At 62.2% G+C, this 22,761-nt stretch carries 22 protein-coding genes; 3 read left to right on the plus strand and 19 right to left on the minus strand.

Translation table 11 applies throughout. The features are described 5' to 3' along the window. Window positions 1–442 precede the first annotated feature (442 nt). The 11 genes from E3T42_RS15205 to E3T42_RS17385 form a co-directional block, all read right to left on the minus strand. Window positions 443–904 carry an SRPBCC domain-containing protein gene (locus E3T42_RS15205; RefSeq protein WP_160141063.1) on the minus strand — a complete coding sequence of 154 codons (462 nt, stop codon included), beginning with the start codon at window positions 902–904 and terminating at the stop codon, window positions 443–445. A 522-nt stretch (window positions 905–1,426) separates the two neighbouring features. Further along, window positions 1,427–1,831, minus strand: a complete 405-nt coding sequence (gene rbsD, locus E3T42_RS15210; protein WP_134403277.1) for a D-ribose pyranase — start codon at window positions 1,829–1,831, stop codon at window positions 1,427–1,429. A 110-nt stretch (window positions 1,832–1,941) separates the two neighbouring features. Then, entirely contained in the window at window positions 1,942–2,829 is an 888-nt protein-coding gene (locus E3T42_RS15215) for an NAD(P)-dependent oxidoreductase (protein ID WP_134403278.1), read from the minus strand. Between the two features lie 63 nt (window positions 2,830–2,892). Continuing rightward, window positions 2,893–3,939 (minus strand): ABC transporter permease, encoded by a 1,047-nt coding sequence (locus E3T42_RS15220; RefSeq protein ID WP_134403279.1) that lies wholly within the window; start codon window positions 3,937–3,939, stop codon window positions 2,893–2,895. Next, a complete protein-coding gene (locus tag E3T42_RS15225; RefSeq protein WP_134403280.1) occupies window positions 3,936–5,450 on the minus strand; it encodes a sugar ABC transporter ATP-binding protein in 1,515 nt (504 codons plus the stop codon). The genes E3T42_RS15220 and E3T42_RS15225 overlap by 4 nt, the downstream gene beginning before the upstream one ends. Window positions 5,451–5,535: 85 nt before the next feature. Continuing rightward, window positions 5,536–6,507: a sugar-binding protein gene (locus tag E3T42_RS15230; RefSeq protein ID WP_166787145.1), complete on the minus strand. Its 972-nt coding sequence runs from the start codon at window positions 6,505–6,507 to the stop codon at window positions 5,536–5,538. A gap of 109 nt (window positions 6,508–6,616) precedes the next feature. After that, on the minus strand, window positions 6,617–8,098 hold the full coding sequence (locus E3T42_RS15235) for a four-carbon acid sugar kinase family protein (protein WP_134403282.1): 1,482 nt from the start codon (window positions 8,096–8,098) through the stop codon (window positions 6,617–6,619). Next, window positions 8,095–8,772 (minus strand): aspartate/glutamate racemase family protein, encoded by a 678-nt coding sequence (locus tag E3T42_RS15240; protein WP_134403283.1) that lies wholly within the window; start codon window positions 8,770–8,772, stop codon window positions 8,095–8,097. The genes E3T42_RS15235 and E3T42_RS15240 overlap by 4 nt, the downstream gene beginning before the upstream one ends. Before the next feature lie 196 nt (window positions 8,773–8,968). Beyond that, window positions 8,969–9,742: a DeoR/GlpR family DNA-binding transcription regulator gene (locus E3T42_RS15245; RefSeq protein ID WP_134403284.1), complete on the minus strand. Its 774-nt coding sequence runs from the start codon at window positions 9,740–9,742 to the stop codon at window positions 8,969–8,971. A 40-nt stretch (window positions 9,743–9,782) separates the two neighbouring features. Then, window positions 9,783–10,802, minus strand: coding sequence for a 4-hydroxythreonine-4-phosphate dehydrogenase PdxA (gene pdxA, locus E3T42_RS17380; RefSeq protein ID WP_241976222.1), 1,020 nt, complete (start codon window positions 10,800–10,802; stop codon window positions 9,783–9,785). Continuing rightward, the gene (locus tag E3T42_RS17385) at window positions 10,802–12,124 is read right to left on the minus strand and encodes a four-carbon acid sugar kinase family protein (RefSeq protein ID WP_241976224.1); all 1,323 of its coding nucleotides are present in this window, start codon (window positions 12,122–12,124) and stop codon (window positions 10,802–10,804) included. Before E3T42_RS17385 ends, pdxA begins: the two co-directional genes overlap by 1 nt. Before the next feature lie 184 nt (window positions 12,125–12,308). Here E3T42_RS17385 and E3T42_RS15255 point away from each other — a divergent pair, with 184 nt between their 5' ends. Together E3T42_RS15255 and E3T42_RS15260 are read left to right on the plus strand one after the other, a co-directional pair. After that, window positions 12,309–13,286 carry an aldo/keto reductase gene (locus E3T42_RS15255; RefSeq protein ID WP_134403285.1) on the plus strand — a complete coding sequence of 326 codons (978 nt, stop codon included), beginning with the start codon at window positions 12,309–12,311 and terminating at the stop codon, window positions 13,284–13,286. Window positions 13,287–13,343: 57 nt separating this feature from the next. Continuing rightward, window positions 13,344–14,180, plus strand: coding sequence for an aldo/keto reductase (locus tag E3T42_RS15260; RefSeq protein WP_134403286.1), 837 nt, complete (start codon window positions 13,344–13,346; stop codon window positions 14,178–14,180). Window positions 14,181–14,244: 64 nt separating this feature from the next. On the opposite strand, the gene E3T42_RS15265 is transcribed toward E3T42_RS15260, so the two are convergent. Then, window positions 14,245–15,156, minus strand: coding sequence for an NAD(P)-dependent oxidoreductase (locus tag E3T42_RS15265; RefSeq protein ID WP_255578704.1), 912 nt, complete (start codon window positions 15,154–15,156; stop codon window positions 14,245–14,247). A 228-nt stretch (window positions 15,157–15,384) separates the two neighbouring features. On the opposite strand from E3T42_RS15265, the gene E3T42_RS15270 reads away from it, so the two are divergent. Continuing rightward, window positions 15,385–16,086 (plus strand): FadR/GntR family transcriptional regulator, encoded by a 702-nt coding sequence (locus tag E3T42_RS15270; RefSeq protein ID WP_134403288.1) that lies wholly within the window; start codon window positions 15,385–15,387, stop codon window positions 16,084–16,086. 110 nt (window positions 16,087–16,196) lie between these two features. Here E3T42_RS15270 and E3T42_RS16835 read toward each other — a convergent pair whose 3' ends face one another. The 7 genes from E3T42_RS16835 to speB form a co-directional block, all read right to left on the minus strand. Beyond that, window positions 16,197–16,361 carry a hypothetical protein gene (locus E3T42_RS16835; protein ID WP_166787117.1) on the minus strand — a complete coding sequence of 55 codons (165 nt, stop codon included), beginning with the start codon at window positions 16,359–16,361 and terminating at the stop codon, window positions 16,197–16,199. A 51-nt stretch (window positions 16,362–16,412) separates the two neighbouring features. Beyond that, window positions 16,413–16,586 (minus strand): CsbD family protein, encoded by a 174-nt coding sequence (locus E3T42_RS15275; RefSeq protein WP_134403289.1) that lies wholly within the window; start codon window positions 16,584–16,586, stop codon window positions 16,413–16,415. 489 nt (window positions 16,587–17,075) lie between these two features. After that, the gene (locus tag E3T42_RS15280; RefSeq protein WP_134403290.1) at window positions 17,076–17,543 is read right to left on the minus strand and encodes a hypothetical protein; all 468 of its coding nucleotides are present in this window, start codon (window positions 17,541–17,543) and stop codon (window positions 17,076–17,078) included. A gap of 236 nt (window positions 17,544–17,779) precedes the next feature. Then, the gene (locus E3T42_RS15285) at window positions 17,780–19,279 is read right to left on the minus strand and encodes a CoA-acylating methylmalonate-semialdehyde dehydrogenase (protein WP_134403291.1); all 1,500 of its coding nucleotides are present in this window, start codon (window positions 19,277–19,279) and stop codon (window positions 17,780–17,782) included. A 183-nt stretch (window positions 19,280–19,462) separates the two neighbouring features. Then, a complete protein-coding gene (locus E3T42_RS15290; RefSeq protein WP_134403292.1) occupies window positions 19,463–20,800 on the minus strand; it encodes an aspartate aminotransferase family protein in 1,338 nt (445 codons plus the stop codon). Between the two features lie 95 nt (window positions 20,801–20,895). Next, on the minus strand, window positions 20,896–21,762 hold the full coding sequence (locus E3T42_RS15295; RefSeq protein ID WP_134403293.1) for a polysaccharide deacetylase: 867 nt from the start codon (window positions 21,760–21,762) through the stop codon (window positions 20,896–20,898). Beyond that, the gene (gene speB, locus E3T42_RS15300) at window positions 21,759–22,730 is read right to left on the minus strand and encodes an agmatinase (protein WP_134403294.1); all 972 of its coding nucleotides are present in this window, start codon (window positions 22,728–22,730) and stop codon (window positions 21,759–21,761) included. The genes E3T42_RS15295 and speB overlap by 4 nt, the downstream gene beginning before the upstream one ends. Between the last annotated feature and the right edge of the window lie 31 nt (window positions 22,731–22,761).

Consider the following 22,761-nt stretch of genomic DNA (forward strand, 5'->3'; position numbering starts at 1 on the left):
ACATTCCCGACGACGACGTGGATCAACGAACCCGAAAAGGAAGGAACGAACTCAATGACCGCCTAAGGAAACTGACTCACATAGGTTGACATCTTCCGCAGGCGTTGCGGCTCAGTCGGGGATGACTGACCGCGCTTCCATTGGCGCTCGGAATTGCTACCTTCGACACCTTCGCTCTTGAGCGGAGAATCCTGTTGCAGCGCGCAGACCCATCGAGGCGTCAATCCTCGCCTGAGCGTGCGTTGATAAAAGCAAAACCCCAAGTGTCTGCTTGGGACAGCAACGTTGCGTGGCACAGCGAGCGAGTTACCCCATACGGGCAACTCACAGGCCGCTGAATCACTGGGCAGTTATTCGGCACTTTCGCGCACATCCTCTTCGCTCTGCCAAATAGCTTGCTACCGGCCGCCAACTCGTCGAGCGACTCCCCCGTAATTGTGAACTACGGGGTGCCACCCTCGAGCAGGAGCGCGAGCTCGTCGAGTTCGACGTCCCAGCCCTCTCGGTTCTGCTCAAGACGCTCGCGACGGTAGAGGGTGCCGCCGGGAAGTGTGTCGAAGCCCGATTCGATCACCGTGACATCCGTCCCGGTACCAGCATCGGCGATGGTAAAGCGCACGTGCGTCGCGTACTCGTCGAGCTCTTCGGCGGGGATTCCCGACCAACGGAAGCCGAACGAGGCGTCGGGCACCACCTCGGTGATTTTAATCGGGAAGCTGCCGTAGTCATCCCAGTCGATGCTGCCAGTAGCACCGGGCTCGAGCGCGGCGAACCCCACACCGTCTCCGAACCACTTGACCATCACCTCGGGGTCGGTCAGCGCCTTCCAGACGCTGGGGCGCGAGGCCTCGATGTGCACGGTGCGGGTCACGGTGTGGCCCTTGATTCTTGCGTGATCAGACACGGTGTTTCCTTCACGTTCGAGCTGAGCGCGACGGGACATTGCCCGCCGAGCGGCACGTCAACTAGTTCCGCAAAACGCACCTCATCGAGCGTACCCATGATTGCGCATCTGTTCACGGGCGGAAGAACTCCTCACTGGGTCAATCCCGGCAAGAAAAACCCCCTGCCTCCCAATCAAATAACGGGCTGCAGGGGGTTTTCCGTGGCGGGTTGTTCCTATAACTCACAGGCCGCTGAATCACTGGCCAGTTTTTCGGTGCTTTTGCGAACATCCTCTGCGCTCTGCCAAATAATCCTCTGGGCGCCTCGCCGCCGGACAGATGCAGGGATGCCGTCACGGATCATTTGGCTTGCGATCGAACGAAATGATCACTTGTTGGGCACGCTTGTTGAGACGAAGTTGGCACTGTCACCCCTGGGCCTCTGCAGTATTCGTTCGGTGAGTCTGCCTGAACCTGGGGCGTTCAGCGACGCGCGCCACCGACGGACCTGGAGGCGTGCATCAACTGAATCATGTGATCCCTTAGAAAGGAGCTCCTGAATATAAGAGGATGTTGGAGTAGGGCGTGAACTCGCCTGAGCGCACGACTGCGCGAGCCCGGTGAGTCTTCTGTTTGAAGTCGACATGAGGCACAAATTCAACCGAGACGCCCGCGTCGTTCAGCCGTTGCTGGATGGCTCTCAGCATGTCGGGGCTGTTCTCGATCATCTCAAGCGAAACGAGGGCTTTCTCGACTACGAACTCCGACAGAACCGTCTCGAGTACGTCGAGGAAGGCTGGCGATCCGGCTCGATACGCAAGGTCGATTCGTTCCACTGATGCGGGAATTGGAAGGCCGGCGTCCGCCACGACAATCGAGTCTGTGTGCCCGCATTCGGATATCACTCGCGACAGCTGTGCATTCAAAGTTCCGTTGTTGCGTCTCATTGGTTCTTCCTGTTCTCTCGTCGACTATGTGGCCGACCTGCACGAGGCGATGGGCGTCGGCGAGCGGGGCGGTCATCCGGCCCCGCCCGCGACGGCGTCGTGAACGGCTCTCAGGCGCGCGGCAGGGCCTTGCCGTCGGTGTCGAGGTAGTCGCGCCAGGATCGCTTCGGCGTCCATCCAAGCATCCGCTGCGCCTTCGCGCTGGAGATCCCGGAGGCGTCTGGACGGTCCGTCGCGTGCAGTTCAATCTTGTCGCCGTAGTAGGTGTGAAGGATCTCCCCGAAGTTTCGTCCGCCGACGTTATCGGGTGACGCGATGTAGAAGACCTCGTGCCCAGGCAGTTCGGACTCGGTGGCCAGCACAATAGCGTCGGCAAGGTCGTAGGCGTCGATGTAGCTCCACAAGTTGGGGCTCAGCACGGATGCGTCGCGAACCTGCGGGCCGAGGTTCTGCTCGTAGTTGTCTTCATTCTGGACCCAGCTCGGGCGCAGCGAGATGCAACGAATGTCGGAGCGCTCCACGGCCGCATTCATCAGCTGCTCACCGAAGGTTTTGGACAGTGCGTATGGATCCTGCGGGTGAACGGGGTGTGCCTCATCTACGGGCGCGTATTCGGGCAGGAAGGGCCGCTCAGGGAAGAAGAACCCCGGGACGGTTTCACTCGAAATGTTCACGAAGCGTTTGACCCCGAACCGCACGGCGGCTTCGAGAACATTGAAGGTCGCCATCAGGTTCGTCCGGAACACGACATGGGCAGGGTTTCCGGTGGGTTCTGGAATGGCGGCGACGTGTACGACGGCGTCCGCTCCACGTATGACTGCGAAGGCCTCACCGGCATCTGTGAGATCCGCCATCTGATAGCGGGCGGTTCCTTCTTCTCGACGTTCAAAGCCTGGACGGGTCAGGTCCGTGGCGAGGACCTCGTGCCCTGCGTCGAGCAGCGCTTGAGTGGCGGCGCGCCCCACCTTGCCGTGGGCGCCAGTGATAACTACCTTCATGATTGCTCCTTTTGTGTTGCCGTGTTGCGCGCGTCAAACGACGCGCGTGCGTGTTTTCGCATGTTAGTTACGTTGTTTGCGCCACATGTTCAGGGCAACGGCGCCGACAATGATCACCCCGCTGAAGACCTGCTGCCAATAGGCCGAGATGCCCAAGAGAATGAGCGCGTTCTGGATGAGCAGGAGCAGAGAGGTTCCCAGCGCTGTGCCAAGCACCCCTCCGACCCCACCGAAGAGGCTTGCGCCACCGATGACCGCTGCCCCAATCGCCAGCAGTTCGTAACCGTTTCCTGCAGCCGGCTGGCCTACGCTCAATCGCGCGGTTTCCAGGATGCCCGAGACGGCCGCGAGGGTAGACGCGATTACGAAGACCGAGACTTTCACTCGGCGCACTCGGATGCCGGACAGTTTGGCCGCTTCCTCATTCGAACCGACGAAGTAGACATGACGACCGAACGTGGTGCGGGTGAGCACGAAATGTGCCGCGACCGCCACTACTGCGGCGACCCAAACGGGGATGGGAATGCCGAGGTAGGCCCCCTGTCCGATGAATAGGAATTCTGAGGGAAACCCACTGATTGTGGATCCGCTTGTGATGCCCAGAGACAGGCCGCGGGCCACAGCGAGCATGCCCAGCGTCACCACGAAAGACGGGATGCCCATGAATGCGTTGATGGAGCCGTTCACCAGCCCGACGAGCGCGCCCCCAACGAGGGCGAGAATGACTGCCACTATCGGCGAAATGCCCAGGTTGACCATGAATTCGCCGATTAGAACGCTCACCAGCGCCACCACGGAGCCTACAGAAAGGTCAATCCCCCCGATCAGAATGACGAAGGTCATGCCCACACTGATGATCAGCGCAAGACCGATCTGCCGCCCGACGACTGTCAGGTTGCCCGCCGTGAAGAAGTACGGCGAAGCCCATGACAGGTAAACAACGAGGAGGATGACGACCCCGCCGAGGGTGGACTCTCGGGCTGTGACGATCTTCCACAGCCGATCGCGAATCTTGTGCTTCAATGATGTCTGGGCTGCCACGGGCACAGCGGATCCGTGGGCTGTCGCACCCTGTGTTCCTTGCTTCACGGTCTCTCCATTGATGGTCATGAAACGTCCTCCTGTACTCCTGTTGCCATTGCCATTACGCGTTTCTCGGTTGCGTCAGCGGCGGTGAGTTCGCCGACACCGTAGCCCTCCCTCATGACGAGGATGCGGTCAGCGATCCCCAACACCTCAGTCAGCTCGGAGGAAATAACCAGCACCGCGACACCCTCGCCCGCGATCTTTCGGATCAGCTGGTAAATCTCGGCCTTCGCACCAACGTCTACGCCGCGCGTTGGTTCATCGAGGATGAGGAGTTTGGGGAGGCGCGCCAGCCATCGAGCCAGGACAACTTTTTGTTGGTTCCCCCCGCTAAGGGTTCCAACGGCTACCTCGATTGCCGACTCGCGAAGGCCGAGTTGCTTCGCGTACTGGCGCGCAAGGTCCCGATCGCGGCGTTGTGACACGAAAGACATCCGACTGATTCTCGACAAAGACGCGGAAGACATGTTCTCGCGGACGGGCAGGCCGAGAAACAAACCCTGGCTTTTGCGATCCTCAGGCACGAAACCGATCCCGGCCGCCATCGCTTCATTCGGCGTGCGCAATGCCATCGGTTGCCCATCAATGATGATCTCGCCGCCACTACGTTTTGCCGCACCGAATATTGTCAACGCGGCGTCGCTGCGACCGGCTCCGATCAATCCGGCCAGGGCGAGTATTTCTCCGGGACGCACGCAGAAGCTGACGTCGTGCAGCAGCTTCCCGGAACTAAGGTTCCGCACTTCCAGCGTCGGGGTCGCCGTGTGGTCCAGCGGCGCAGTTCGTACCCCGTAGAGGTCCTCCAACTCGCGGCCAACCATCATCTGTACGATATCGCTGGGTCGCGTGGTCCTGGCGTCCCGCACGCCGACAACCGAACCGTCACGCATAACAGTTATGCGGTCGGCGATCTCGAATATCTCGCGCATACGGTGTGAGACGTAGATCACGCTGATTCCACTGGACCGTAGCTGACGGACGAGATTGAGTAGGGTTGCCACCTCCTCTTCCGTCAAGGACGAGGTTGGCTCATCCATCACGACGACGCGGGCGTCGACTAGCAACGCCTTGGCGATTTCAACCATTTGGCGAAGGGCGATGTTCAGGTTTCCCACGATTTGATCGGGACAGACTCTAATGCCAAGACTCGTCAGGATTCGGCTTGCACCGTCTCTCATCGCGCGGAAGTCAACGGTTCCGAACCTGGTTCGCGGCTCCCGCCCGACATAGATGTTCTCGGCGACGCTGAGGTCATTCGCGAGGTTGAGTTCCTGGTAGATAACGGCAATTCCGCGAGACTGTGATTCTCGGGGCGAATGAACATTGACGATCTCGCCAGAAACCTCGATCACACCTTCATCTGCGCGCGCAGCGCCGGCGAGAATCTTCAGGAGTGTACTCTTGCCGGCACCATTCTCGCCGACGAGAGCCATCACTTCTCCGGGCTCGACAGTCAAATTGACGTCGCGAAGCGCGGTGACCCCTGGATACCTCTTGACAATTCCCCGCATTGCAATGAGCGGATGCTCAGCCATTGCTACTCCTTTGTGCTTGGGACGGGTGTGAGCAGATTGAGGGGCCGGCTGATTGTCAGCCGGCCCCGGAACCCCGAGCTGACTGCTAGTGCGCGGTCTTCTGGAACTCGGCCAGTGTGTCCGGCGTGACCGTGTCAACGCCAGTGTCAACGACGAAGTTCTTCTTGAGCTTCGACGACTTGTTGTGGAAATCGACCAGGATCTGGAGAGCCTGGGCAGTCATTCCGAACGGTTTCTGCGAGATGAGCGCATCGACGCATCCGCCGTTCATTCCCTCAACGCCCTGTGGCACGACGTCGAAGCCGACGGCCTTGACCGCCCCACACTTGTTCGCTGATTTCAGCGCGCCAGCGATACCTGGAAGGTCTGAACCGCCGATGCCGATGAAGCCGGCCAGGTCCGGGTTGGCCTGGAGGACAGTCTCCGACGCCGTCTGCGCTGTTGCGATGGATTCGCCGGAAACCTCAGTGGCCACCAACTTCATGTCCGGGTACTTTGCCAATGCCTTCTTGACACCCTCCAACCGCTGGTTCAGGTTCACCGCGCTGAGGCTGCCGATGACAACGGCAACCTTGCCCTTGTTACCGACGCTCTTGGCCAGAGCCTCGCCAGCCTGTTCACCGGCCGCGACATTGTCGGTGCCGATGTAGCCGAGAACATCGCTGTTCGGAACGGGTCCGTCCCATGCGATAACCGGGATGCCGGCCGCCGTAGCCTTGGCGATATCGTCGAGGACGGATGCCGGGTCATTCGGGGAGATGGCGATGCCCGCAGGGTTGGTCGCGAGGATGGAATCGAAGATTGCTACCTGTGCGGCGGCGTCATCCGTGTCCGGCCCCAGGAACTTGGCCGTTACGCCGAGCTTGGCGGCCGCGTCCTCCATGCCCTTGCGGGCATCCACCCAGTACGGGTTGTTGAGAGACTTCGGGAGAAACACGTACACCGGCTTGTCGCCTGATGAGGGTGCGGTCGTGCTCGAGGTGGTCGTCGCACTGCAGCCCGCGAGGGCGAACGCTGCCGTGGCCATCATGGCGACCGTGATCGTGATCTTGCGCATTACTACTCCTTTGTAAATAGTGCATGTGGCTAATGGTGAAGGGCTTGCTGTTCCTGGTTCGAATAGATTCCCGAACCGCATCCACGGAGAGAACCGTTTCGTTATCTCCTCATAGACCTTCTCCCTTCTCGCTCCCCCGCAGGATCCGTACCGCTTCTGCGAGCGTGGCCTCATCTCCGACGTTTCCGGCAAAGACAACGTACGGCAGACCCTTGAGTCCCCGACTGTTGCCGCCTTCGTGGACCCACACCGAAACGATTCCGGGAAACATCTGTCCCAAGACCGTTGCCCGCCGAATTTCAAGCCCTTCGGTGGCAATATCGCTAGAGGTGATTCCACCTTTCGCGAGTACCCATTTAATGGGGACTTCGTCCACCGCCCGCGCAGTCAAGAAGACCAGCGCTCGGGACACGGTTTGGGCGATCACAAGGCTGGAATGACCGGTATCACCGATGATCTGCTCCCTGCTCGACACGAGCAGGGCATCAGTCTGCTTCAGGGCTGCCACCAGAGCGTCCCCGCATCGAGCCATTTCATTCTCGGTTTGCGCAGGATCGAGGAGTTTCGGAACGTCGACTTCGACGGTTTCGAGATCCGTGAACGCGGCCTTTAGCCGCGATACCTGAAGGGTGGTCAGCTCAACGTGCGAGCCGACGACCACGAGACCGTTGCCAGCGCGCTCTCCCGACGAAAATATCTCATCATGAGTGAGCGGTGCACGACCCTCGATGCCGAGTCTTGCCGCCACGAAAGAAGGCCCCGTTCGACAAAGCACCCGAGCCCCGGCCGCTTCGGCCAAGATGAGGCCCAGCGCAACCACGTCAAGGTCGGCCTCATCAACCGCGTTGACAACAATCGGGGTCGCGTTCTTGCATGCGCGGATGACATCACACACTCGTTCCGGGCCGCCACTCCGGATGTCTTCGAGGCTGAGGCTCAGGACATCGTTCGAGGTAATGACCGAGTGAGTCTTCTCCTGGACATAGGACCTCAGGTTCGAACTCCCAAATCCAAAGGTCGCATCCTGTGCATAGTTTGTTTGGCCGACCGGCACGAAAGTGGCGCCGGTGCCGACGTAATGCACGTCGCCTTCGGTTACCCTTCCAGCGGCTATGTACGCGGGGGCCATGATCAGCGCGCCATAAGGCGAGCCCGCTGAACAAGCCAGATCGATGAGCACATCGGTCTCCAGCGGGTAGTGGCCGCGCAGAGTTGAGTCACTACGAGTGATCAACGTGTAGCGCGCACCCAATTCGGTCGCCACCCGGTCAATCACTTCCGCGACCTCCCCCACAACAGATCGAGCTTCAACTTCGTTGAGCCCTCTGGTGTTGGTGAGGATGAAGAAGCCATGGGCGGGCTGATCAAATGCCCAGCGCAGATCGTCCGCGGTCCACCCAGTGAGCACTGGGACGCCCTGGACCGACTGGCTTCCCGTCGGATCGTCATCGAGCACGATCACCCAGGTTGCTGTCGCCGCATTTGCTGTGCGAATCTGCAGGCGGGCGTCGGGGATACACAGGACGGGCGGTCCCGCAGCCAATAGCTCCTCGGCGTCCCTCACTTCATCAACGAGGCGCTCCCGACTCATTTCCCGAGCTCCGCGACGCGCTTGGCGAGGTATTCCACGCCGATGCGCGGGCTCGAGAGGACCGGCATTTTCGTCTGATCCTGCAGGCTGCCGGCGAGACGGTTCATGGATGCCTGCGAGAGGACGATCATGTCTACGCTCTTTGCCAGGTCGATGGCCTGCTCGGTAACCATTGCGTCATGCTTCTCACGGTCCCCCGACATCAACACGTCGAAGGCACCACTGCACAACCGCTGCTCGATCGTGACCGTTCGCCCAATCTCCGCCGCCTTTGCGAGGATGAGGTCAGAAGTCGGCCCGAGCGTGGTGGGGACAGTGGCCAGGACGCCGATCCTGGTTCCCTCGCGGGCTGCCTGCATGGCCATGGCCTCGTCGATCTTTACGACGGGGATGTGCACGCTTCCGGCGGCGACATCGAGCGCCGGGCCGAGGGACGAGCACGCCGAGAAGATGATGTCAGCACCGGCCGCTTCCGCCGCCTGGGCGAGATGCGTCATGCGCAATGCGCTTTTCGTCGAGATCCCCTGCTCGCGGACCACCGTAGCGAGGACGTCCGAATCAACGAAGTGGATGACCTCAGCGCTCGGAATGAGTTCCGCGATGAGGTTGTTTATCACCGGCTCGACGGAGACAAAAACAAAGCTAGTGTGCAGGATCGCAATCTTCTTTGACACGACAATCATCTCCCTTGATATAAGACGCAAGACGTCTGATGACTTATCATCATCGAGTAGATCAGAATTGTCAATCCGGAAAGGTAACAATTCAGAATCGCCGGCAACAGGGCCACCCGGCTCGCCCGAACTGCAGGCTCGAGAACCGAAGAGAGCGGCCGCGCGCGCGCGAGCCGGTCGCGACTACTGATACGAGTCAGACTCTGTCGCCGTCCACGACTACGACGGTGACGCCCTCGGCGATGAAGGCATTGATCTCCTCTTCGGACGCGGACCTGTCCGTCACGAGAACCCACGGCAGGGCAAGTCGAGCCCAGGCGTGAAAGGGCTTCTTGCCCAGCTTCGCTCCGTGTGCGAGAACATAGATCGTTCCTGCTCTGCGAGCCATGAGCTCTTTGAGTCTGGTCTGTTCCAAGTCGGCTTCGCAGATGCCCCTGCCGGCCGTCACGGCGTCGGCGCCTAGGAAGGCGCGATCGAAGGTCATCCGCTCAAGCGCTGCCTCGGTCAGCGGGCCAAGGAAGCTTTGACTCAATGGGCGCAACCGACCTCCGAGGCAGTCAACCCGTATCCCCTCCGCGTCGGCCAGTTCCTCCAGCACGGTCAACCCCACGGTCGCTACGCGAAGATCATTGGCGGAGCGCAATTCATGTGCGACTGCGGCGACAGTGGAGCCGGCATCAAGCAGCAGGATCTCACCGGGACGCACCTGGTCGGCGGCCCATCGCGCGATGGCTCGCTTTTCCTCGAAGGCCTCTCCCATGCGCTCCCGCAAAGAGGTTTCAGCGTGAGAAACGAGACTTACTGCGCCTCCATACGTTCGGACGAGCCTCCCTTGCGCGTCCAGGGTTGCGAGATCGCGGCGAATCGTTGACGCAGTGACGTCGAACTGGCTGGCCAGGTCCTCTACGTTTGCCTTTCCCCCTGTTGCCAATAGGACGATTTCCTCACGGCGGGTTCGCGAGGACGTCATCTGAGCCGTCCCTGACGAGTCCGATTTCCGTGCTGTCTATTCACCGGGCGCCCGGCCGGGTGGCCATTTCTGCCGCCTGATGAAGCGCTTCGACCATGCTCCGTGGGTCCGCGATGCCCTTTCCGGCAATGTCAAAGGCGGTGCCGTGATCTACCGAGGTACGAATGACCGGCGTACCAACAGTTATATTCACGCCAGCCTCGATGCCCAGCACTTTGACCGGACCATGGCCTTGGTCGTGGTACATCGCAACAACCAAGTCGTAGTCGCCACGACCCGCAAGGAAGAAGAGCGTGTCTGCCGGCAGCGGGCCGTATGCATCGATTCCGGATTCACGCGCCGCCCTGACGCCAGGTTCAATCTTCTCCGCTTCTTCGCCCTGGCCAAAAAGGCCACCCTCTCCGGCATGCGGGTTTATGGCACAGACACCGATTTTCGGGTTCGGGTTGCCCGCCCGGACAAGCGCCTCGTGCCCTCGGCGAATTGTGCGTTCCACCAATCCCGGGTTGATCATCCGGACCGCATCCATAAGGCCGACGTGGGTGGTGACGTGGATGACCTTGATCCTGCTGGTGGAGAGCATCATCGACACCTCGGGCGTTTCGGTCAGGCGTGCCAGAAGTTCTGTATGGCCGGGATAGAGATGCCCGGCCGCATGCAGCGCCTCCTTGTTCAGGGGAGCAGTGCAGATCGCTTGGACCGCTCCGGACATAGCCAGTTCAGCGGCAACTTTAATGTATTCGTATGCCGCGTTTCCGGCGACAGCGGACAGTTGCCCCCAGGGGAAATCCTCGGGGAGCATGGCCAGGTCAATGACGTTGATGCGGCCAGGCTCGAAGACAGCGTCGCCCACACTGTCAACCGGCACGACGGTGGCCTGCACCCCGATAAGGGCCGCAGCTTGCCGCAACCGGATGGCATCGCCAATGACAACTGGCCGGCACTCTGCGTTCGACATCGGGTCCAGCAGCGCAGCAACCACGATTTCGGGCCCGACGCCTGCGCCGTCGCCCATCGTGACCGCGATGAAGGGAAGGTTGTGCGGATCAATGGGTTTCATCAGTGTGCCTTTCTAGGCGTTTCCGGCTCGGCTGAAAGATAGGAGTGAATGTGATCGAGGATGGTGCACAGGCTGTCCGGCCCCCCGAACGATCCAGGTCTGGTTACGACCAGCGTGTTGCGGTCGGTACGTGACAGCACGGCACCATGCTCGATTTCAGCCAGCGGCTCAAGCCAGTGGATGTTCAGTGAGTTCAAAACGGCACGGGCCGTCTCTCCGCCAGTCAGCACCAAGGGCGCCTGTGAGGCAAAGGGAGAAACAAACTCGGCCAGTGCTGCGGACAGCGCCCTAGAGGCCGCTGCGTCCACCTCCGTCGCGCTGAGGCTCACCGCGACGGGCCCCGCAAGCAATGCCGTTCGCAGCGCGGCGGAATCCGCCCCGCCCCCAAGAAGTTCCGCCGGGTTCATCGTGACCATGCAAACTCCGGACGCAGCTAAGGCCTCCAATTGCATCCGACTCGCCGCTGATGTGGTGCCGATCACAAAGAGAACAGGCTTCCGCGCAACGACCGGGCGCAGCGAGACCTCGATGGGTGGTGAAATGTCCAGCATCCCCTCCTCGCTCCGGTCGATCCCTGAGGAGCAAACCAGCCGAGGTTCGTCCAACGCCCGAAAGAGTGCCGCGCCCAGGGCAGACGAACCGGCCAGCTGGGCATTCTCCCCGCTCATGGCCGCGGCAACAATCAGGTCTAGATCTTCCGCGGTTTCCGCGTCGCAAATGGCGATTGCGTTCTGCTCCGCAAGCACACCCAGAACTCGGCCCAATTCCCGTGCACCCCCACGGACGGCGCTCAACTCAACAAGCAGGGAGGCCAGCGGGGCGATCGCTTCGGCGATTGTTGCCGGAACCGTCCGCCCCTCGTTGGACCAGAGCGAGGACTCGTGCAGGGGTACGCCCGCAATGTGAACTACACCGCCGATCGTGCCGCGGCCCAGAGCCGGCAGCGCGGGCGCAAGAACGACCGGGCCACGCGTGAGCAAAACCCCGAGGTCGCTGGACATGTGTCCTCGCAAAAGAGAATCGACTTTGAGAAAGACGCAGATACTTTCGTTGCCTTCAGGAATCCGCTGCACGAGCGCCTCCAATCGCACAGACGCGCTCTTGGCGTCCAGCCGGCGGCTGTCGGAATCGAAGACCACACATGTGTGCCCGGGATGCTCAAACTCGGTATCCCCGGGGTCTACCGGAACCAGCACGATGCGCGCCGTCTTGACAAGCCCCTGTCCACGTTCTTGCTCGGTCTGTGCAGAGAATTGCATAAAGGCTGCGGCCGTTTCGGCTGCGCCGGAAAGGTCATCCGCGATCGCAAAGACGCGCTTCATCCCGGCCTCTCCGACGCTTGCTGCTGTTGATCTTCTCAATGAGATCTCCGTGGTGGGTCGCTGTGCTCGAGAACACGCCAGCGACGGCCACTGCGCACATCACGCTACTTTGGTTGCGCGTTTCGCGCAATCATGAGATGTTAATAACTCGACAGACGTGAGTTCTGGCAGAGGAAGTGAAACGATGAACGAAACGCATGTCGAAGGTCTCGAGCTTCCCCTCTCCCATCTGGTTCTCGGTACGATGACCTTCGGGGACACGGTGAACGCTGCCGCAGCCGCTTCGCTGGTAGACGCCGCACTGGATGCAGGCATCACCGTCATTGACACGGCCAATGTCTATGCCGGCGGATCGAGCGAGGATATCCTCGGTTCGCTCATTCCAAAGCGCCGAGATTCTGTCCTTCTCGCGACCAAGGCCGGCATGCCTCATCCTGATGCCGGGGAGCACTCCCCGCTCTCCGCTGCCGGACTGCGCCGCAGTGTGGATGGCAGCCTCCGTCGCCTGAGGGTCGAGCGCATCGACCTGTTCTATCTGCACCAGCCGGACCGCGCCACGCCCCTGCAAGAGACGATGGGTGCCATCGCGGAGCTGGTCCGCCAGGGGACGATCGGCGCATTGGGCGTCTCGAATTTTGCTGCCTGGCAGATATGTGAGCTCAACCGCGTCGCGGATGCCATCGGCACCCCCCGACCAGTCGTCGCCCAGCAACTTTTCAACCTGGTGGCGAGGCGGATCGAGGACGAATACCTTGAGTTCGCCAGCACGACCGGCCTACTGACCATGGTGTACAACCCGCTGGGCGGCGGCCTACTCACGGGAAAGCACCGTTTCGCGGAGGTACCGACCGAGGGCCGATTCGGAAGCTCCAAGTTGGCAACAATGTACAGACAGCGGTACTGGAATCCTCAACTCTTCGACGCAATCGAAGCACTGGAAAGAATCGCCACCGGCGCCGGCATCACGCTCATCGAGCTATCCTTGCGCTGGCTCATGAGCAAACCAGATGTCGGAGCCATCCTTCTGGGCGCTTCTGGGGTTGAGCAGCTGCAGTCCAACATCAGCGCAGCGCAAAATGGCCCGCTCTCGGTCGACCTGATCGCTGCCTGTGATGACGTGGGCCGGATACTTCGGGGACCGATGGCCAGCTACAACCGATAGACGTATTGCCCCTCACGACGATTCGCGACGACGACTACTCAACGGAAACGAGAACTGATGCCCAACGTACCTTCAATTGTCCTGAATAACTCAGTTGAAATCCCGCAGTTGGGCTTCGGCGTTTATCAGATTGAGCCGGACAAGGTCCGCTCCGCAACAGAGCGAGCCCTGAACGCCGGTTACCGCCACATCGACACGGCGGCGGCCTACGCCAATGAAGCGGGCGTCGGTGAGGCCGTTCGCAACAGCGGGATTCCCCGAGACGAGATCTTCATTACGACCAAGTTGCGCAACGCAGATCAAGGCTATGAAAGCACCCTCAGGTCGTTCGAAAGGAGCAGTCATGAGTTGGGACTCGAGGTCATCGACCTGTACCTAATTCACTGGCCCTACCCCCGACACAACCTCTTCGTGGGCAGTTGGAAGGCTCTGGAGAAGCTCTACGCCGACGGTGCCGTTCGGGCAATCGGGGTCTCCAACTTCCTCCAGCCGCACCTTGAGCGAATCTTGACGGAGGGCGACATCATTCCAGCCGTGAATCAGATCGAGCTTCATCCGACCTTCCAGCAGACCGAGCTGACGGAGTATTCCGTTGCCCACGGCATTGCTGTCGAGTCCTACAGCCCTCTCGGCCAAGGACAGGACCTGTCCGGGACCGTGGTGAAAGAAATCGCCGCGGCACACGGCAAATCACCCGCCCAGGTCGTACTCCGCTGGCATCTGCAACGCGGGTTCATTGTGATTCCAAAGTCCATTTCAGCACAGCGCGTACAGGAAAACATCGACGTATTCGACTTCTCCCTGAGCCAGGATGAGGTCGCCCTGATCAACGGACTCGAGTCGGGCCTGCGCACAAGTGGCGACCCGGCCACCTTCGATTTCCCGCAGATCTAGGAATCCCGCGGTCCGTCTGCCCACGGGCGTCGAGTCGAGTGTGCAGGACTCTTACATTTCGCGGTTAGGATAATCTGGACGGCGCGATAACCCGAATGATCGCTGAGTCATCAGCAGCACCCAGGCCCTGCGCTTGGCCCAACAAGAAGAGTTGCTCCGCGGCTGCGGCCAGGGGAGACGGCAAGCCGGCAGCTCGCGTCGCTCGCCCAACTATGCCCAAGTCCTTGACGAAGATGTCCAGCCGACCGAGCACGTCGGCACCACCCTCCTCATATGCCTGGAGGATGCGTGGCCCCCGGTTGGACAGCATGAAAGAGCCTGCCGCTCCCGCCTCCAGAGCTTCAAGTGTCTTGGCCCGGTCCAGACCGAGCGAATCCGCCAACGCAAGCGCCTCGGCCGCGGCCGCAATGTGCACACCGCAGAGCAGCTGATTGACGGTCTTCAACGCCTGACCATCCCCGGGCTTGTCGCCCACAATGGTGAGCGTGGAGGCGAGGAGCTCCAGCACCGGGCGTGCTTGTCCCAACGCCTTGGACTCAGCCCCCACGATGATCAGCAGATCGCCCTGGGCGGCCCGTACTGGCCCTCCGGATAGGGGTGCGTCAACCAAGGCGATATGCAGGCTGGCCAACCGCTCCACGGTCGCCGGAATCACCTCTGTACCGACAGTGCTGGTCAGGATCACGACGGAGTCAGAATCGAGGACTTCGGCGACGCCGTTGTCACCGAATAACAGATCGTTCAGCTGCTCGCCGTTGCGCACGGCGAGCAAGACCAAGCTTGCTCCGGATACCGCGGCAGCAGCCGTATCGAAACTCCCCACACCCGCCTCGCCGGCTAACGACCTGCGACTTTCGTGGGTGTCGAAGCCGTGTACGGTGAACTGGCTGGCCAGCCTAACGGCCATGGGAAGTCCCATCGCACCAAGGCCTAGGACGGCGACAACGGTTCTCTTGACATTGTTCTTTGTCTGCAACGACAAGATGACATCTCCGATAGTTGAGGCGTGAAATTAAGCAGGGGTCGAGCACGCAGTGCACGACTCATTGATCCACCACCGACGCGCAGACGCTCGAGAAATCAGCGAGTGTCTGACATCATATGTTTAGTTATCATTGACACAGAGTGTTGAATTGCAATTTCGCCTCCGTCGAGTATGGCACCACGCCATAAGATCAGCAGGAAATCCCGTCAGGAGGGCAACATGGCACGTCAGTCCTTGGTGGGCATGGTGTCTGATGACCTTCTCAACCGGATCGTGTCCGGAGAATTCGGCCCCGGGTCTACTCTGCCGGGAGAGCTGGAACTGACGGCACAGCATGAGGTCAGCCGACTGACCGTCCGTGAAGCCGTCAAGACGCTGGAGGCTCAGGGCGTGGTGCGAATCGAGCGCGGCCGGGGCACTTACGTGAATCCGCTATCGCGATGGACATCGATGGAAGCCGTACTGCGCGCAACCTCTGAGGGCGAGAATGATACCGCTGCGTCCGTTCAGCTCATCGAACTACGTCGAATGTTGGAAACCGGTGCTGCGGAGTTGGCTGCCACTCGAATCACGGCCAAGGAACTCGAGAGCATGCGCGATCATGTGACGACGATGAGGGCTGCCCACCACGAAAACGATGTCGGACGCTTCGTCGACGCGGACCTCGCCTTCCATGACGTCATCCTCCAGGCCTCCGGAAACGTTTTCGTGGCCGTTCTCTTCGCTCCGCTCTCGCAGGTTCTTTCAGCACGCAGGGCCCAGACGTCCAGAGTGTTGCAGATCCAGATCCACGCCATCCACGAGCACGCCCAAATACTCGAGGCTCTGGCCTCAGCCGATCCTGAGCGGGCGCGACTGGCGATGGACAGCCACATGGCTCAGACCATGAACGATCTAAAGACTTTCGTCCTGCATATCTGACGCGCCATCCTGGCGCCGGAGCGAGCGATGAGCTTCCTTCTGAAAGCCTGGGCGGGGTGGGACTCTGAGCAAGCCGTGCCTCCGTGGCTTCGACGGGATTCCGACGCCTGTTATGCGCCTCGGCGACCCGACATCGAACGCACCAAGAATGCAATCACCGCCAACACCAGCAGGATCACGCCCACCCACAAGAGGAAGTTCAGCGACTGCACAAAACCGCCCGTCAGCAAGAGGACGACCGCGATGATGGCCACGACGATCAGCAACATGTTCATGGTGTTTCCTTTCCAAGGTTCCCGGAATCTACGGACTACCAGACTCGTTCGCTATTTCTTGAACACGTCTTTCACATGTTCGCCGGCCTGCTTCAGACTCGCCTTGGCCTGATCGGTCTTGCCTTCAGTCTCGAGCGACTTGTCCCCCGCGATCTTGCCTGCGCTCTCCTTGAGCTTTCCCGCGGCCTTTTCAGCCGCGTTCCTGATCTTGTCGGCCTCACTCACTCGAAGACAGCGAGGCAGCGCCGGCCGATCGGATCCTCAGCGTTCCGAACGAGCCCCTTTCCGGCCACGATACTCTCGGCCCGCGATCGGCGGGGAATCCGCACTGGATGAGCCCCCGGCCAGACGATCACTTCCAGGCTGGCTCCCGATGGTCTGGAGGAGGACACTCGGCGGTCGTTTGTCGCGGTCGCACTTTCGCAACTCACCCCGTGCTGAGGAGCCCGACACCGGCGGCGCTCCCGCCAGGCGGCTGCGAGCGAGAGCTTGAATAGATGGCGTCGGCGACCACGGCGGATAGCTTTCCTGTGCGAGCGAGCGTGGCGCGTTGCCTGCCTTCCCCGGTTCCTCGCCGCATGATGACGGCCAGCCCGGACAAGCCCTCGCGGACGTGAAGGCGCCGAATCTCCGCCCAATCCTGCACTGTGATCACGCATCCAATCGCGGTGGCGTGTTGCGACGAGACCTGATACTCGCCGAGTATTTGCTGGTCTACATCTCCAAGAGTGCTGACATCCGGCAATCTATTGTTCGGGAAGCTTCCCGACTGGGGTCCGGTGCCGTCGCGGGGATCTGGTTGCCGCAGAGGACCTGTTCACTCCCAATGGCCGCTGAAATTTGCGCGGACAAGTCAAATGCCAGGAGCTCCTTCGCGGATTCGCCACTCAATTGCGGGTCTCTTCCTTCGATTAGAGCTTCCACAAAGTCCCTGCCCGAACGGATGAAGCTGGTCTCCCAGCCGACCGGGATGTCATCGAAGCTGGTCAGGACGCCATCGCGATAGAGCTGAACTGGGACCGGACCCTTCGGAACCTCCTTGATACTGACTACGCCGCCCTCCTGCGCGAGGTACCCGAAGAGCAACTCGCCCACCTGCTCGATCAACTCGTCTGCATGAGCGAGCGTCGCTGCCATTCCGAGGCGGCGTTCGGGGAGCCACTGGAACGCTGAGACCAACATGCCGCAACCCTATGAGCCCGGGCGACTGGCGGCGCGGTTCAGCCCGGCGTTGCCGACAATCAGTTCCGCCGCGAACGCGTGGTCCATAGCCTTGGGCCAAGGCACTGACGCGCAGCGGAAGTGAATGCGTTGCCGTCAAGGTGCCCGTCGCGACCGTGACGGTAGGGAGTGTTTACCTCGCGACCCGAGTCTCTGTTGCGCGCAGATGGTCTACGCGCAACAGAGGCGCTCCCACCTCAGGCGTTTTGCGGGAAGCCGAGGTTGATTCCACCGTGGCTCGGGTCGAGCCAGCGGCTGGTCACGGCCTTCTCCCGCGTGTAGAACGCGACGCCCGCGGGGCCGTACGCCTTCGCATCGCCGAACAGGGAGTTCTTCCAGCCGCCGAAGGAGTGGTACGCCACGGGCACCGGGATCGGCACGTTGATACCGACCATTCCGCACTGCACTTCGTTCTGGAAGCGGCGGGCCGCCCCACCATCGTTGGTGAAGATCGCCGTGCCATTGCCGTACTGGCTGCGGTTCATCAGGTCGAGGCCCTCGGTGTAGCTGCCCACTCGCACGACCGACAGCACCGGGCCGAAGATCTCGTCCTGGTACACGGTCGAGTCCGTGCCGACCTTGTCGAACAGGGTCGGGCCGAGCCAGAAACCGGAGGGGTCACCGTCGACCTCGATACCGCGACCGTCCACGACTACGTCGATACCGTCGGCGGTGGCGACGTCGATGTACGAGGCAACCTTGTCGCGGTGCACCTTCGTGATCAGCGGGCCCATGTCGGTGCCGCGCATGCCGTCGCCGACCTTGAGCCCCGACATGCGCTCGGTGATCTTCGCGATCAGCTCGTCGGCGACGGGCTCAACCGCGACGATGACGCTGATCGCCATGCAGCGCTCCCCAGCAGAGCCGAACCCGGCGTTAACCGCGGCATCCGCAGCGAGGTCGAGGTCGGCATCCGGCAGCACCAGCATATGGTTCTTCGCGCCACCGAGGGCCTGCACCCGCTTGCCGTGGAGAGCGGCCGTCTCGTAGATGTACTTCGCAATCGGCGTGGAGCCGACGAACGAGATGGCCTGCACGTCCGGGTTCACGAGCAACGCGTCGACAGCCTCCTTGTCGCCGTGAACGACGTTGAACACTCCGGCGGGCAGACCGGCCTCGGCGAAGAGCTCGGCCATCCAGTTCGAGGCCGACGGGTCCTTCTCGCTGGGCTTCAGCACGACGGTGTTCCCCGCCGCGATGGCGATAGGGAAGTACCACAGCGGCACCATCGCCGGGAAGTTGAACGGGCTGATGATGCCCACGACGCCGAGCGACTGCTTGAGGGTATACACGTCGACACCCGTCGACACGTTCTCGGAGTAGTCGCCCTTGGAGAGGTGCGGCATGCCGAGCGCGAATTCGACGACCTCGAGGCCGCGCTGGATCTCGCCGAGCGCATCCGCCGTCACCTTGCCATGCTCTGCGGTGAGGATGTCGGCCAGCTCGCCCTTGCGGGAGTTCAGCAGCTCGCGGAAGTTGAACAAAATGCTCTGGCGCCGGGCCTGCGAGGTGTCCCGCCAGGCCGGGTACGCCGCCAGCGCCACGGCGATGGCGGCGTCGACGTCGGCGGTGCTGGCGAGGCGCACATTCTTGGCAACCTGGCCGGTGGCCGGGTTGAACACTGGGGCGGTGCGCGTGGACTGTCCGTCGGCGGCAGCGCCGGCGATCCAGTGGTTGATATCGGGAAGTTCAGTCATGGTGTCGTGTCCTTAGGTCGATTCGACGGAGAATGTGGCGTTTGGGGCCCGCAGCGGCCGGTTCGTGACGGGAAAAGGGCAAAATCTCCGTCGAATTCGAAAGGTGCGGGCTTCGGTGATCGAGCTTGTCGGGTTCCGGTGATCGAGCCTGTTGAGATCCGGGCTCGACCACCGGCAGGCAGGTCAGGCGAGCAGGTCGAGGCTGAGCACCTCGTCGTAGATGGCAAGCGCCTCGGCGACCTCGGCGTCGGTGACCACGCACGGCGGCACGACATGGATGCGATTGTCGGCGAGGAAGGGCAGCAGGTTGCGGGCGAGCAATTCCGCTTTGATCCGGCCCATCACCGCGCCCCTAAGGGGCTCACAGGTCTCCCGGTCGGCGACGAGCTCCAGCGCCCAGAACACGCCCTCGCCGCGCACCTCGCCGATGATCGGGTGCTTCTCCGCCAGCTCCGCGAGGCCCGGCGCAAGCCGGTCTCGCCCGATCCGGGCCGCGTTGGCGACGATGCCCTCGTTCTCCATGGCGTCGAGCGCCGCGACGATGGACGCCATCGCCAGCGGGTGACCGCTGTAGGTGAGTCCGCCGGGGAAGACGGTCGTGTCGAAGGTATGCGCGATCGAGTCCGAGATGATCACCCCGCCGGTGGGCACATAGCCGGAGTTGACGCCCTTGGCGAAGGTGATCAGGTCGGGGGTCACGTCGAAACCCTCGAACGCGAACCACCGCCCGGTGCGGCCGAAGCCGGCCATCACCTCGTCGAGGATCAGGAGGATCCCGTAGCGGTCGCAGAGCGCGCGCACCCCGGCCAGGTAGCCGGGCGGCGGCATGAGCACCCCGGCCGTGCCGGGGATCGATTCGAGCAGCACGGCCGCGATCGTGCTCGGCCCCTCACTCTGGATCATGCGCTCGAGGTGGCGCAGCGCACGCTCCGACTCCTGCTCGGGCGTCGTCGCCCAGAACTCGCTGCGGTAGAGGTAGGGGCCGAAGAAGTGAACGTGCCCGCGCGCGAATTCGTTCGGGATGCGCCGCCAGTCGCCGGTCGCCACGATCGCCGCGCCGGTGTTGCCGTGGTACGAGCGGTAGGTGGACAGCACCTTGTCCCGGCCGGTGTGCAGCCGGGCCAGCCGGATCGCGTTCTCGATCGCATCCGCCCCGCCGTTGGTGAAGAAGACCTTGTTGAAGCGGGCCGGGGCGCGGTCGACGATGCGCTTGGCGGCCTCGCCGCGCATCAGGTTCGCGGTCGATGGCGCGACGGTGGCGAGGGTGCCGGCCTGGTCGATGATCGCCTGGGTGACGGCCGGATGCTGGTGGCCGATGTTCACGTTGACGAGCTGGCTGGAGAAGTCCAGGTAGCTGCGCCCCGCGTTGTCCCACACACGAGAGCCCAGCCCGCCGGCGATCACAAGCGGGTTGAGGGCGCCCTGCGCGGACCAGGAGTGGAAAACGAATGCACGATCGAGCTCGACTGTGCGCTGGTCGAGCCCTGCCCCTGCTGTGTCATTTACGGTGGTGGCATTCACGATTATCTGGAGTCTTTCTGTAGTGAGGATGGGCGCCGGAGCGCGGTGAAGCGGTGGTTCCGGACGATTTGATTTCGGAGAAGTTGGAATTGCGGCTACAGGTCCGGGCGGACGATTGACCGCGGTGCGAGGCCGAGGCTGCGGGTGTGCTGCGCGATTTCCTCGAGGGATGCGACCCAGACCCCCGGGGTTGCAGTGACCTCCGCCATGAGTTCGTCCAGTTGCCGGGCTCGCCCCGGGCGGCCGGAGAGGAAGGGGTGATTCGTGAGCACCCAGCATCCGCCTTCGTCGTGGAGCGCCTCGAATTCGCTGGTCCAGAGTTCCCGGGCCTTGGCCGGAGTCTCGATCCGGCCGCTGCCCGAAATGTCCGGGAGGAAGCAATACTGTTCCCAGTCGTCCAGCGCCCACTGGATCGGAATCTCAACGATCGACTCCTCGGAGCCGGGCGTGATCGAAAGTTCGTATGGCGCATCCGCATCCATCAGGCTCGAATCGTAGAGGAATCCGCGTTCGGCCAGGAGCGCCGGGCTCTCCCAGGAGAGATCCCACATCGGGGCGCGATAGCCAACCGGACGCACGCCGGCGACCTCGGCCAGAGCCTCCAGCCCACGGTCGAGGTTGGCGATCTGGCCGGCCAGATCCACGGCGCTCGGCTGTTCGTGCAGGTAGCCGTGATGAGCGATCTCGTGGCCGGCGCGGGCGATGTCCCTGACAACTCCTGGATACCGGTGGGCGGTATAGCCGGGCACGAAGAAGGTGGACCGGATCTGGTGGTGGTCAAGCATCCGCAAGAGCCGGGGAACGCCGACCAGCGGGCCGTACGCTTGGTGACTCATCACGCTCATCCGGTTCGCGTTTGCTGGTGCGTTCCAGAGCACGGCCGACTCGGCATCCACATCGAACGTGAACGCCGCCGCCGATTGCTTCCCCTCCGGCCAGCGGATGGGGCCCTCGTCGGTCATTCGCGGCGCTGCGCAGACATGATCGTGATCAGCTCATAGGCAAGATTCGCGGCCGCCACGGCCGTGATGGCCGCGTGGTCGTATGCCGGCGACACCTCGACAATGTCCGCGCCGACGATCGTGTGGTGGCGGAACCCCCTGAGCACCGCGAGGAGCTCTCGGCTGGTCATGCCGCCCGCTTCCGGCGTACCGGTGCCCGGCGCGAACGCCGGATCCAGGACATCGATGTCAATCGAGATGTAGACGGGAGCGTCACCTACCCGGTCGAGGACTCGCCCGAGGATGCCGTCGACGCCGATGCGGTCGAAATCCCGGCAGTGCACGATGGTGAAGCCCAGCTCCTCGTCGTCGGCAAGGTCTGCGGGGTCGTAGAGCGACCCGCGAATGCCGACGTGGGCCGACCGGTCCTTCCGGATCAGACCTTCCTCTGAGGCGCGGCGGAAGGGGGTGCCATGCGTGTACGGCGCGCCGAAGTACGTGTCCCAGGTGTCGAGGTGCGCGTCAAAATGAACCAGCGCGACCGGACCGTGCTGCGCGTGGACTGCCCGCAACGCCGGGAGCGCGACGGTGTGGTCACCGCCGAGGGACAGGACCGGGCGGCCGCCGGACATAAGCTCGGCGAGCCCTGCCTCGATTTCCCCGAGTGCCTCCACGATGTCGAAGGGGTTGCAGTCAATGTCGCCCGCATCAACCACCTGCGCGTCAGCAAACGGCATCGAGTCGAGGGCTGGGTTGTACGGACGCAGGAGGCGGGATGCCTCACGAATCGACGACGGGCCGAATCGTGCTCCGGGACGGAAGGTGACTCCGGCGTCAAACGGGATGCCGACAACCGCGACGTCGAAATCCGGTACATCCTCGCGCCGCGGGAGCCGGGCGAACGTGGTCAGTCCGGCATAGCGCGGGGACTTCTGGCCGTCGACCTGGCCCACCGGCCTGCTTCCATCGCGGACAACTCGTGTGTTCATGGCGTGCTTCTTTCTGTCTGCAGTGCCGCCC

It is taken from the genome of Cryobacterium sp. TMT4-10, assembly GCF_004403275.1.
Classification (GTDB): Bacteria; Actinomycetota; Actinomycetes; order Actinomycetales; family Microbacteriaceae; genus Cryobacterium; species Cryobacterium shii.

Coding starts and splice junctions, on each gene's coding strand:
- rbsD (WP_134403277.1), bottom strand. CDS start 1,831: ATGAGACGCAACAACGGAACTTTGAATGCACAGCTGTCGCGAGTGATA.
- E3T42_RS15215 (WP_134403278.1), bottom strand. CDS start 2,829: ATGAAGGTAGTTATCACTGGCGCCCACGGCAAGGTGGGGCGCGCCGCC.
- E3T42_RS15220 (WP_134403279.1), bottom strand. CDS start 3,939: ATGACCATCAATGGAGAGACCGTGAAGCAAGGAACACAGGGTGCGACA.
- E3T42_RS15225 (WP_134403280.1), bottom strand. CDS start 5,450: ATGGCTGAGCATCCGCTCATTGCAATGCGGGGAATTGTCAAGAGGTAT.
- E3T42_RS15230 (WP_166787145.1), bottom strand. CDS start 6,507: ATGCGCAAGATCACGATCACGGTCGCCATGATGGCCACGGCAGCGTTC.
- E3T42_RS15235 (WP_134403282.1), bottom strand. CDS start 8,098: ATGAGTCGGGAGCGCCTCGTTGATGAAGTGAGGGACGCCGAGGAGCTA.
- E3T42_RS15245 (WP_134403284.1), bottom strand. CDS start 9,742: ATGACGTCCTCGCGAACCCGCCGTGAGGAAATCGTCCTATTGGCAACA.
- pdxA (WP_241976222.1), bottom strand. CDS start 10,802: ATGAAACCCATTGATCCGCACAACCTTCCCTTCATCGCGGTCACGATG.
- E3T42_RS17385 (WP_241976224.1), bottom strand. CDS start 12,124: ATGAAGCGCGTCTTTGCGATCGCGGATGACCTTTCCGGCGCAGCCGAA.
- E3T42_RS15255 (WP_134403285.1), top strand. CDS start 12,309: ATGAACGAAACGCATGTCGAAGGTCTCGAGCTTCCCCTCTCCCATCTG.
- E3T42_RS15260 (WP_134403286.1), top strand. CDS start 13,344: ATGCCCAACGTACCTTCAATTGTCCTGAATAACTCAGTTGAAATCCCG.
- E3T42_RS15270 (WP_134403288.1), top strand. CDS start 15,385: ATGGCACGTCAGTCCTTGGTGGGCATGGTGTCTGATGACCTTCTCAAC.
- E3T42_RS16835 (WP_166787117.1), bottom strand. CDS start 16,361: ATGAACATGTTGCTGATCGTCGTGGCCATCATCGCGGTCGTCCTCTTG.
- E3T42_RS15280 (WP_134403290.1), bottom strand. CDS start 17,543: ATGTTGGTCTCAGCGTTCCAGTGGCTCCCCGAACGCCGCCTCGGAATG.
- E3T42_RS15285 (WP_134403291.1), bottom strand. CDS start 19,279: ATGACTGAACTTCCCGATATCAACCACTGGATCGCCGGCGCTGCCGCC.
- E3T42_RS15295 (WP_134403293.1), bottom strand. CDS start 21,762: ATGACCGACGAGGGCCCCATCCGCTGGCCGGAGGGGAAGCAATCGGCG.
- speB (WP_134403294.1), bottom strand. CDS start 22,730: ATGAACACACGAGTTGTCCGCGATGGAAGCAGGCCGGTGGGCCAGGTC.